This window comes from Corallococcus sp. AB045 (assembly GCF_003668895.1).
Taxonomy (GTDB): Bacteria; Myxococcota; Myxococcia; order Myxococcales; family Myxococcaceae; genus Corallococcus; species Corallococcus coralloides.
This window is the reverse complement of record NZ_RAWN01000251.1, coordinates 1-11,779: the sequence shown is the minus strand read 5'-3', so window position 1 is coordinate 11,779 and position 11,779 is coordinate 1. Positions and strand designations below refer to the sequence as shown.

At 69.3% G+C, this 11,779-nt stretch carries 2 protein-coding genes; both read right to left on the bottom strand.

Annotated elements, in window-relative coordinates; genetic code table 11:
* Positions 1-463: condensation domain-containing protein (locus D7Y21_RS36605; protein ID WP_233612429.1), on the bottom strand; the 463-nt coding region annotated here is incomplete at its 3' end.
* A 334-nt stretch (positions 464-797) separates the two neighbouring features.
* Positions 798-11,779 (bottom strand): amino acid adenylation domain-containing protein (locus D7Y21_RS36600; protein ID WP_147469476.1); only part of this gene is annotated, 10,982 nt, incomplete at its 5' end.

The window sequence follows — 11,779 nt, the reverse complement described above, 5'->3', positions numbered from 1 at the left end:
GGCCCTTCGCGAGGTCGAAGGGCTGCGCGGCGGCTTCACGCGCCAGGCGCCAGGCTTCTTCCGGCGGCGAGCCCGTGAGCTCCTTGCGCTCCAGGGTGAGCACCGGCTCCGGAGACACCACCTGCACAGGGCCGGAGACGTCCTCGCGGAAGGAGGTGCGGAGCACTTCGTGACGGCGCACCACTTCGCGCAGCGCGCGCTCCAGCACGGCCACGTCGAGCGAACCCTCCAGGCGCACCGCCATGGGGACGTTGAAGAGGGAGGTGCCGGGTTGCAACTGCTCAATGAACCAGAGGCGCTGCTGGGCGAAGGACAGGGGCAGGGGACGCGAGCGATCCTGCACCGGGATGAGGCCGTGGGCGGAGTTGCCCGCGGTGGCCTTCTGCGCGGCCATCTTCTTGAGCAACTCGGCGCGCTTTTCCGGCGAAAGGTTCGCGATCCGCTTCGACAGCTCGTGGCTCATCTCGTGTACTCCGCACTGGGGGCCGCCACTGCGTACGAGCACCACTGGGGGCAGTGGCGCTCGCGGAAACTCGGACGTGTTGCTGGTGCCGGATTGACTCCCTGCGCCGCTCTTCCCGAGGAAGCGCGAGGGTGGGTCAAATTCATGTGGGTGAGATTATTCCGCCTACACAGACCCTGTCATGAGGGCGGACAGACACCCACTCGAATGAATTCAGGTATTTGCTGTATTGCTCTGGTTCCCTGAAGCCAGGGAGGGAAGGACGTCAGATGTCCTCCAGAGTGAGACCCGCCCCCAGCGTCTCCTCCCTCTGGCTCCACTCCAACCCCCGGAGTCAGCTCCCGGTGGCCTGCCGGGGCGCGGTACCGGACACCCGCCCGAGCGCCTCCCGCAGGCGCTCGATGATGGAGCCGAGATTCGGGTCCTGCATCAACGCGTGATGGCTGCCGGGCACGTCGTGCACCTCCAGCCCGCCACGCACCAGGGGCTCCCAGCCGCGGTGACGTGGGATCTCGGGCGCGGCGTCGCTGGCGCTCAGCAGCAAGGCGGTGCCGTCGTACGGCTGGGGCGCGTACTTCTCATGGGCGAAGAGGTTGGCCCGGAAGACGTTGAAGAGGGCGCGCAGCTGGGCGGGGCCGGACTGAGCGTCGAGGATGCGCGCCCGGAGCCCTTCCTTCAGCAGGTGGTCCAGCATCGCGTCGTCGTCCTGTGCCAGCGCTTCGTCCGAAGCGGAGAGGTTCTGGCCGAAGGCGGTAGCGGTGGCGTGGGCAAAGGCGAGCCTCGCGCGGGCCTCGGAGTCGAGGTGCGTGGCCTCCTGGGAGGGCTTCGTCAGACCGTGGACGTGGGCATCGATGAGGGCGAGCAGCTCCACGGCTTCGCCAGCCTCGCGCAGGCGGCGGGCCATCTCGTAGGCGATGACTCCGCCGAGAGACCAGCCTCCCAGCTGGTAGGGGCCGTGGGGCTGCACCGTGCGGAGGGCTTCGATGTAGAGGGTGGCCATCTCCTCGATGGACTCGGCGACGGGGCGTCCGTCGAGGCCTCGCGACTGGAGGCCGTAGACGGGCAGTGACGGCCCCAGCCGACGCGCCAGCTCCGAGTAGGCCAGGACGTTGCCGCCGCCGGGGTGGACGAGGAAGAGGGGCCGCTGGCCGGGTTCTCCTCGCTCCAGCGGGACGAGGGGCGTCCAGGCTTGCGAGTCGTCGCGGAGCACCTGGGCGAGCTGCTCGACGGTGGGCTGCTGGAAGAGGACGGAGAGAGGGAGGCTGAGGCCCAGACGCTCACGGATGGACGCGAGCATGCGCACGGCGAGCAGGGAGTGGCCGCCCAACTCGAAGAAGCTGGAGCGGACGCCGACGGAGCGGACACCGAGGATGTCCTCCCAGATGCGGGCGAGCTGCATTTCGAGCGTGTCTCGGGGCGCGACGAAGTCCCGGGCTTCAACAGTGTGGGCATTGGGTTCGGGCAGGGCCTTGCGGTCCACCTTGCCGTTGGCGTTGAGAGGCAAGGCGTCCAGCACGACGAGCGCGGAGGGCACCATGTACTCGGGCAGGTGCTGCTTGAGGCCTGCCTTGAGGGTGTCGGCGTTTAGCGCGTGCCCTTCGCTCGCGGTGACGTAGGCGACGAGGCGCTTGTCCGCGTCCGTGCCCCGAGCCACGACGATGGCCTCGTTGACGCCAGTGGCGGAGCGCAGGGCGGCTTCGACTTCGCCCAGTTCGATGCGGAAGCCACGCACCTTCACCTGGAAGTCGACGCGGCCGAGGAAGTCGAGCGTGCCGTCCTCCCTCCAGCGGGCCTGGTCGCCCGTGCGGTAGAGGCGCTCGCCCGGAGTGGAGGCGAAGGGGTGGGGGACGAAGCGTTCCGCCGTCAGCTCGGGGCGGTTCAGGTAGCCCCAGGCCAGGCCTTGTCCGCCGACGTACACCTCACCGGCGACACCCACGGGCACCGGGTGCAGGTGCGCGTCGAGGACGTACACCGTGGAGTTGGAGAGAGGACGGCCAATGGGGATGGCTCCTTCCACCCGCGTGCCGTGCCGCATGGCGAAGGTGGCGGAGAAGGTGGTGTTCTCCGTGGGGCCATAGCCGTTGATGAATGTCGCGCCTTCCGGCAGGCGGGCCAGGTGCTCGCGAACGCGGGAGGCGGGCAGCACATCGCCACCGGCGAGGACCTGACGCACGCCCGCGAGCGCTTCGCCCTGGTGCAGGGCCATCTGCTCGAAGAGGGCGGCGGTGAGCCACAGTGACGTCACGCGGTGGTGACGCAGCTGGGCGGCCAGTTCCTCCAGGGAGAGGGAGTGCGGCGGCGCGAGGACGAGCTTCGCGCCGTGCAGCAGTGCACCCCAGATTTCGAGCGTGGACGCGTCGAAGGCGACGGGTGCGAACTGCAGCCAGACTTCGTCGGCCCCGAAGCGCATGAAGGTGCTGCCGAGCACCAGGCGGGTGATTCCCCGGTGCGGCACGCAGACGCCCTTGGGACGGCCCGTTGAGCCCGAGGTGAACATGACGTAGGCGAGGGCATCACCGTCCACGCGGACATCCAGCGCATGCGTGGGCCGCGAGGCAATCTGCGCGGACTGGGCGTCCAACCAGACGCGGGTGCCGGTGGCGGGGAGCAACGAAGCGAAGGGCTGGTGCGTGACCACCACGTCCACGTCAGCGTCTTCCAGCAGCATCTCGATGCGGTCCACGGGTGCATTGCGGTCCACGGGGACGAAGGCCGCGCCCACCTTGAGGATGGCAAGGAGAGCGGTCACCATCTCGAAGGAGCGCTCGACGGCGAGGCCGACGCGTGCACCGGGGGCGATGCGCAGGGCACGCAGGTGATGGGCCAGTTGGTTCGCGCGTGAATCCAGCTGGGCATACGTCAGCGAGTCATCCCCCAGCACGAGGGCCACCGCGTCGGGTGTGCGCTGGGCCTGCCGGGCGAAGTGGGCGTGGACGGGAACCTCCGTCGGGCTGGTGACGGCGGTGTCGTTCCACTCGACGAGGAGGCGCTGGCGTTCGTCGTTGGAGAGGAGCGGCAGGTGGGCCATGGCCTGCTCGGGCTTCGCGGCCACTGCCTCCAGCAGCGTGCGCAGGTGGGCGGCCATCCGCACCACGGTGCTCTGCTTGAAGAGGGCGGTGCTGTACTCCAGCGTGCCTCGCAGCCCTTCGGACGTCTCCGTGAAGAAGACGCTCACGTCGAACTTCGACGTCGAGTGGGTGGCCTCCAGCCTTCGCAGCCGGAGGTCCGGCAGCCGCACGTCCTCCGTGGGCACGTTCTGGAGCGCGAGCAGCGTCTGGAAGAGAGGCGTGTGGCTGAGGCTGCGCGTCGGCTGCAGGGCCTCCACCAGCTTCTCGAAGGGCACCTCCTGGTGCTCGTAGGCCTCCAGCACCGTGGCGCGCACCTGCTGGAGCAGCGAGCGGAACGAGTGGCCCTCGTCCACCTTCGCTCGCAGGACAAGCGTGTTGACGAAGAAGCCGATGAGCCCCTCCGTCTCCGCGCGCGTGCGGCCGGCGATGGGCGAGCCCACGCTGAGGTCCTGCTGCCCCGTGTAGCGCGCAAGCAGGCCCTGCCAGCCCGCGAGCAGCACCATGAAGAGCGAGCCGCCTTCACGGTGAGCCAGTCCGCGCAGGGCTTCCGTCAACTCACGTGACAGGGTGAAGCCGAGGGTCGCGCCCGCGGTGCTCCGGACCGCCGGACGCGGTCGGTCCGTGGGCAGCTCCAGCACGGCTGGAGCGCCGGAGAGCTTCACTTCCCAGTAGGCCATTTCCTGCCGCAGCGTCTCGCCCGCGAGCGTCCGACGCTGCCAGTCTGCATAGTCCGCGTACTGCACCGGCAGCGCAGGCAGGGGCGACGGCTGGCTGGCGGAGAAGGCCGCGTAGAGGGCCGAGACTTCCCGCACCAGCACTCCCAGCGACCAGCCGTCGGAGACGATGTGGTGCAGGGTGACGACGAGCACGTGCTCGAACTCGGAAAGCTTGAAGAGCAGCGTGCGGAGGAGCGGCCCGGTGCTCAAGTCGAAGGGCCGGCGGATCTCCGCTTCCACGCGGGCCCGCGTCTCGGGCTCGCGCTGGGATTCGGACACGTCCGTGAGGTCCACGAGGGCCAGGGGCGGGTGGCTGTCGAGATGGATGTGCTGGACAGGCGCCCCCTCTACCTGGGCGAAGGTGGTGCGCAGGGCGTCGTGCCGGCGCACGACTTCCTGTAGCGCGAGCTCGAGCACGTCCGCGCGCAGGTGGCCCTCCAACCGGACGGCGACGGGCACGTTGTAGAGGGGGCTGCCCGGCTCGAGCTGATCAATGAGCCACAGCCGCTGCTGGGCGAAGGACAGCGGCAGCGGACCGTCATGCGAAACGCGAGTGAGCGGCGAGGTGTTCGTGCGGGTGAGTCCCGAGAGACGAACCGCGAGCGCTTCCACGGTGGGGGACTCGAAGAGGGCACGCAAGGGGAGCTCCACGTTGAACCCGGCGCGCACGCGGGACACCACCTGGGTGGCCAGCAGCGAGTGCCCACCCAGCTCGAAGAAGGAATCCTTCACACCCACCTGGGGCAGGCGCAGGACTTCGGCCCAGATGGAGGCCAGCTTCGCTTCGACTTCCGTGCGCGGCGCTTCATAGGTGTGGCCGGACTGGGGCGCCTCCGGCTCTGGCAGGGCCTTGCGGTCCACCTTGCCGTTGGAGTTGAGGGGCAGCGCGTCCAGCACCACGAAGGTGGTGGGCACCATGTACTCTGGGAAGCCCTGGCGCAGGTGCGCCTTGAGGGCCTCCACTTCCAGGGAGGCATTCGCCTTGGGCGTGACGTAGGCGACGAGGCGCTTGTCGGAGGCCTCACCCCTCGCGACGACGACGGCGTCCTTGAGTCCCGGGGCGCGACGGAGAGCGGCTTCGATTTCACCCAGCTCGATGCGGAAGCCACGCACCTTCACCTGGAAGTCGATGCGGCCGAGGTACTCCAGGCGCCCATCCAGGCGGTAACGGACACGGTCACCCGTGCGGTACATGCGGCCACCGGGAGGACCGTAAGGCTCCGGGACGAAGCGCTCCGCGGTGAGTTCCGGGCGCAGCAGGTAGCCACGCGCCTGGCCTTCACCCGCGAGGTACAGCTCACCCGCGACACCGACGGGTACCGGCTGCAACGAAGCATCCAGCACGTAGGCGCGCGTCGCGGGGAGTGGGCGGCCGATGAGAGGCACTTCGTCACGGCCGACGAGAGACGCGGTGGAGTAGGTGGTGTCCTCGGAGGGCCCGTAGAGGTTGAAGAGCTTCTGCACCGTCGGGACGGCGTAGACCTGCTTCGCGAGCGTCTCCGGCAGGGCCTCACCGGCGAGGTTGATGACACGCACGGAGGGAGGCACCGCGCCCAGGCGCAGCAGTTGCGCCATGGCGGAGGGCACCGTGTTGATGAGGGTGACGTGGGGTGCGGTGGGCAGCTCCGCCAGATGCAGGGCGTTGCGAGCCACCACCACCGCACCACCACTGCTCAACGGAGCGAAGAGTTCGAAGACGGAGAGGTCGAAGTTGAGGCTCGTCGCGGCGAGGGTGCCCTTCAGCTCCTCCGGAGAGAAAGTCTCCAAGGCCCAGTGAAGGAAGGAGACGGCATTGCCATGGGAGATGGCGACACCCTTGGGACGGCCGGTGCTGCCAGAGGTGTAGATGAGGTAGGCGAGGTGGCCCGGGTGGGTGTCCACCGCAGGCGCCGTCGTCGGCTGCTTCGCCAGCTCCACGTCCGAATCGAGGCACACGGGCGTGGTGGAGGTTTCGGGCAGTGCCGAGAGCAGGTGCGAATGCGCGACGAGGGCAGGACCCCGGGCGTCTTCGAGCAGCCAGCCCAGACGCTCACGCGGATAGCTGGGGTCCAGCGGCACGTAGGCGCCACCGGCCTTGAGGATGCCGAGGGCACCGATGACGAGGTCTTCGGTGCGTTCGACGCACAGGCCGACACGGACTTCGGGCCCGACGCCCAGTCCACGCAGGCGGTGCGCGAGCTGATTGGCCTTTGTGTCCAGCTCCCGGTACGTCAGCTGCCGCTCGGGCGTGATGACGGCCAGCGCGTCCGGCGTACGGCGCACCTGGGCTTCCACCATCGCAGGGATGCTGGGCTCACGCTGGGTTTCAGTGTCAGCCGGGTTCCAGTCCACGAGAAGCTGCTGCCGCTCGGCGTCCGTAAGCAGTGGCAGGTCACCCAGCCGGGTGTCTGGCTTCTGTGCGATGGACTCCAGCAGCACGCCGAAATGGCCCGCCATGCGCTGCACGGTCGCCGCGTCGAACAGGTCCGTCGCGTACTCCAGTGAACCGACCAGCCCTCCCTGGACCTCTTGCAGCGAGAGGGAGAGGTCGAACATCGCGGAGTGGGCTTCTTGCGGCACGGCCCGGAACGACAGGCCCGGCAGGTGCAGCGCCCGGGCAGGCGTGTTCTGCAGGACGAACATGGCCTGGAAGAGCGGACTGCGACTCAGGTCCCGTGTGGGCTGCACGGCTTCGACGAGCTTCTCGAAGGGCAGGTGCTGGTGGTCGTACGCCGCGAGCGTCGTGCCGCGCACCTGGGCGAGCAGCTCCCGGAACGTCGAGCGCGGATTCAACCGGGCGCGCAGGACCAGGGTGTTGATGAAGAATCCGATGAGCCCTTCAGTCTCCGCCTGGGTGCGGCCGGCGATGGGGGAACCGACACTGACGTCGTCCTGCGCGGAGTAGCGCGACAGCAGCACCTGGAAGGCCGCCAGCAGCGCCATGAAGGGCGTCGCGCCTTCACGCTGAGCCAGGGCCTTGAGCGCGTCAGAGACCTGCGCGGGAATCCGCAACTCCACGGTGGCGCCACGGTGGGACTGCACGGGCGGACGCGGGTGGTCCGTCGGCAGCTCGAGCGCGGAAGGTGCTCCAGCCAGCTGCTGCTTCCAGTAACCCAGTTGCGCGTCGAGCACCTCGCCCTGGAGCCAGTCGCGCTGCCACGTGGCGAAGTCCGCGTACTGCACGGGCAGCGGCGGGAGGGCCGGCGTGCCTCCCTGGGTGAAGGCCTCGTAGAAGGCAACCATCTCGCGCACGAGGACGCCCATGGACCAACCGTCGGAGACGATGTGGTGCATCGTCACCAGCAGCAGGTGTTCATTCTCCTCCAGGCGCACCAGCGTGCTGCGCAGCAGCGGACCCGTGGCGAGGTCGAACGGCCGGCGCGCTTCCTCGTTGGTCAGCCGCCGGGACTCTTCCTTTCGCCAGGCTTCGGGCAGCTCAGTGAGGTCCATGAGCGGCAGCGTCCATGCCGCTGGAGCCTGGATCCGCTGCGTGGGCTGACCCTGGTGTTCGTGGAAGGTGGTGCGCAGGGCCTCATGGCGCTGGACGAGCGATTCGAAGGCGCGGCGCAACGCCTCCACGTCCAGGTGTCCGGAGAGCTGGAGCGCGGTGGGCAGGTTGTAGGACGCGTCCCCCGGCTGGAGTTGATCCAGCAGCCACAGCCGCTGCTGCGCGAAGGACAGCAACTCCGAGGCGCCGCGAGCCGCGGCCCTCCGAAGGGGAACCGACGGCGCGGGGGGCCCCTCGGAGTCGATGCGCCGGGCGAGGGCGGCGACGGTGGGCGCCTCGAACAGCGCTCGCAGGGGCAACTCCCTGCGGAAGGTGGTGCGCACGCGCGAGACGAGCTGGGTGGCCAGCAGCGAATGGCCTCCGAGCGCGAAGAAGTCGTCGTGGATGCCCACTCGCTCCACGTGCAGCACCTGCTCGAAGAGCGGGGCGAGCCGTTCCTCGGTGGGGGTGTGCGGGGCGACGTAGCGGGTCGCGAGCTCCGAACCCACCGGCACGGGCAGGGCCTTGCGGTCCACCTTGCCGTTGGTGTTGAGCGGCAGCGCTTCCAGCACGAGGAACGCGGAGGGCACCATGTACTCGGGCAGGTGCTGCTTGAGCCAGGACTTGAGGTCGTCCGTTGACGGTGCGGTCTCCACTTCGCCATCCGTGAGGACCACGTAGGCGACGAGCCGCTTGTCGCCGGGCACGTCCTCGCGGGCGAGGACGACGGCCTGATGCACTGCGGAGTGTTTCAACAGGCAGGACTCGATTTCCCCCAGCTCGATGCGGAAGCCGCGGACCTTCACCTGGAAGTCGGCACGGCCCAGGTAGTCGAGCATCCCGTCGGCGCGCCATCGCACCACGTCGCCGGTGCGGTAGAGGCGGGCACCAGGAGTGGAGGAGAAGGCATCCGGGATGAAGCGGTCGGCTGTCAACTCCGGCCGGTTGAGATAGCCGCGCGCGACGCCCTCACCGCCGATGAAGAGCTCACCGGCGACACCCACGGGCACGGGGCGCAGCGTGCGGTCGAGCACGTAGACACGGACGTTGGGCAGGGGCCTGCCGATGGTGGGCGTGGGAGACGCGTCGAAGGCGCAAGCAGTGGCGTCGACGGTGCACTCGGTGGGGCCGTAGACGTTGAAGACGCGCGGGCGCGGGGCCTGGGCGAGGTGACGCCAGGTGGCGGGGTCCACGGCCTCACCGCCCACGAGGACGCGGCGGGGGATGGCCTTGCGCTCCAGCAGCCCTTCATCCAGCAGCAGGCGCAGGTGGGCCGGAGAGCAATCGAGGACGTCGAGGGCGTCCTGGCCAATGCGGTTGACGAGCTCACCGACGTCGGCGCGGGCCTCGTCGGGAATGATGCAGAGGGTGTGGCCGTCGAGCACCTGGATGAGCTGCTTGACGGAGGCGTCGAAGGAGAGGGGCGCGTTGACGCTGACGCGCTCCCCAGGCCGGGCCTCCGCGTGCACCGTAGCGGCAAGGGCGACACGAAGATTGAGCACGGAGCGGTGCTGAATCATCACGCCCTTGGGACGGCCGGTGCTGCCCGAGGTGTAGATGATGTAGGCGAGGTGCTCCGGGGTGACGGAAGTAGCCGGCGCGTGCGAGGGCTCGCGGGAGAGGTCCGCAGAGTCGGAGTCCAGGCAGAGGGTGAGCGCGGAGTGCGGGGGCAGCGAGTCGCGCAGGCGCTGCTGGGTGAGGACGACGGGAGCACCCGTGTCGGTGAGGACGTGGGCGAGCCACTCGCGCGGGTAGCTGGGGTCGATGGGGACGTAGGCGCCGCCAGCCTTGAGGGTGCCAAGAATACCGACGAGGGCCTCCACGGAGCGCTCCACGCAGAGGACGACGCGCACGTCGGGGCCGACGCCGAGTTTCACCAGCCGGTGCGCAAGCTGATTGGCGCGGACTTCCAGCTCACGGAAGGTGAGCTGCTCCTCGCGGCAGATGACGGCCAGGGCGTCGGGCGTGCGAAGGGACTGGGCGCTGAAGGCGTCATGGAGGCAGAGGTCGCGAGGGAACTCAGAGCTGGGGCCATTCCAGTCCACTAGAAGCCGCTGGCGCTCCGGAGCGGTGAGCAGGGGCAGGCTCGCGAGCGTCGAGTCCGGCTGCGCGGTGATGGCCTCCAGCAGCACGCCCATGTGGCCCACCATGCGCTGCATGGTTGAGGCATCGAAGAGGTCGCTGCTGTACTCCAGGACGCCCACGAAGCCCTGGGGCGAGTCCTGCATCGTCAGCGTCAGGTCGAACTTCGCGGAGTTCGATTCGAGCGGCAGTTGCTCGAAGGACAAGCCCGGCACGCGGAGCGCTTCCATGGGCGTGTTCTGCAGGGAGAACATCGCCTGGAAGAGGGCGCTGCGGCTCAGGTCGCGCACGGGCTGGAGGGTCTCCACCAGCTTCTCGAACGGCACGTGCTGTTGCTCGTAGGCCGCGAGCGTCGTCCCGCGCACCTGGGCCAGCAGCTGGCGGAACGTCGCCCGAGGCTCTACGCGCGCGCGCAGGACCAGGGTGTTGATGAAGAAGCCGATGAGGCCTTCGGTCTCCGCCTGCGTGCGGCCGGCGATGGGGGAACCCACGCTGATGTCGTCCTGGCCGGAGTAGCGGGACAGGAGCAACTGCCAGGCGGCGAGCAGCAGCATGAAGGGCGTCGCGCCCTCGCGCTGGGCCAGGGCCTTGAGTGCTTGCGAGACCTCCGGAGGGACGCGCATGTCCACCGTGGCGCCACGGTGGGACTGCACGGGCGGACGAGGGCGGTCCGTGGGCAGGTCCAGCGCGGCGGGCGCTCCGGAGAGCTTCTCCTTCCAGTAGGCGAGCTGGGTCTCCAGTGTTTCGCCCTGGAGCCATTCCTGCTGCCAGACGGCGAAGTCCGCGTACTGCACGGGCAGCGGCGCGAGGGCCGGCACCTGCCCCGCGTGGAACGCCGCGTACAGCGCAGTGAGCTCACGGACGAGGACACCCATGGACCACCCGTCGGAGACGATGTGGTGCATCGTCACCAGCAGCAGGTGCTCCGCGTCGTCCAGGCGCACCAGGGACGTGCGGAGAAGTGGGCCGGCTTCCAGGTCGAAGGGACGACGGGCCTCCACGTTCGCGAGGCGCCGCGCTTCTTCTTCCCGCTGCGCTTCCGGCAGTGAGGACACGTCGAGCAGGGTCAGCGTCCACGTCGCGGGCGCGTGGATGCACTGCGCGGGCTGGCCCTGGTGTTGGACGAGCGTGGTGCGCAGCGTCTCGTGGCGGGCGACGAGGGCCTCGAAGGCACGGCGCAGGGACTCGACGTCGACCTGCCCCTTCAGGGGAAGGGCCGCGGGGATGTTGTACGCGGCGCTGCCCGGCTGGAGCTGATCCAACAGCCACAGCCGCTGCTGTGCGAAGGACAGGGGAGGCGGGCCTGCGTGCGCGACGCGGATGAGCGGTGGCAGTCGCGGGCCGGAGGTCGCGGTGCGCAGGCGCTCAGCGAGCGCGGCGACGGTGGGGGCTTCGAAGAGGGAGCGCAGGGGCAGCTCCGCACCGAAGGCCGCGCGGATGCGGGAGACGAGCTGGGTGGCCAGCAGTGAGTGGCCACCGAGAGAGAAGAAGTCGTCGTGGATGCCCACGCGCTCCACGCGCAGGACGTGGGCGAAGACGTCCGCGAGCTTCTCCTCGGTGGGATTGCGCGGGCCGACGAAGTCCGCGAGCGGCGAGGCATCCGGGATGGGGAGGGCCTTGCGGTCGACCTTCCCGTTGGACGTCAGTGGCAGTGCCTCCATGGGGACGAAGGCGGCGGGCGCCATGTACTCGGGCAGGTGCTGCTTGAGGTGGGCACGGAGGACGGAGACGTCGAGGGCTTCGCCCACGACGTAGGCGACGAGGCGCTTGTCACCGGGAGCGTCCTCACGGGCGAGGACAACGGCTTCATGCACGGTGGCGTGAGCGAGGAGGGCGGCCTCGATTTCACCCAGCTCGATGCGGAAGCCACGCACCTTCACCTGGAAGTCGAGGCGCTGGAGGTAGTCCAGTTGCCCGTCGGCCCGCCAGCGCACGACGTCGCCGGTGCGGTAGAGGCGGGTGCCGGGGGTGGAGGAGAAGGGGT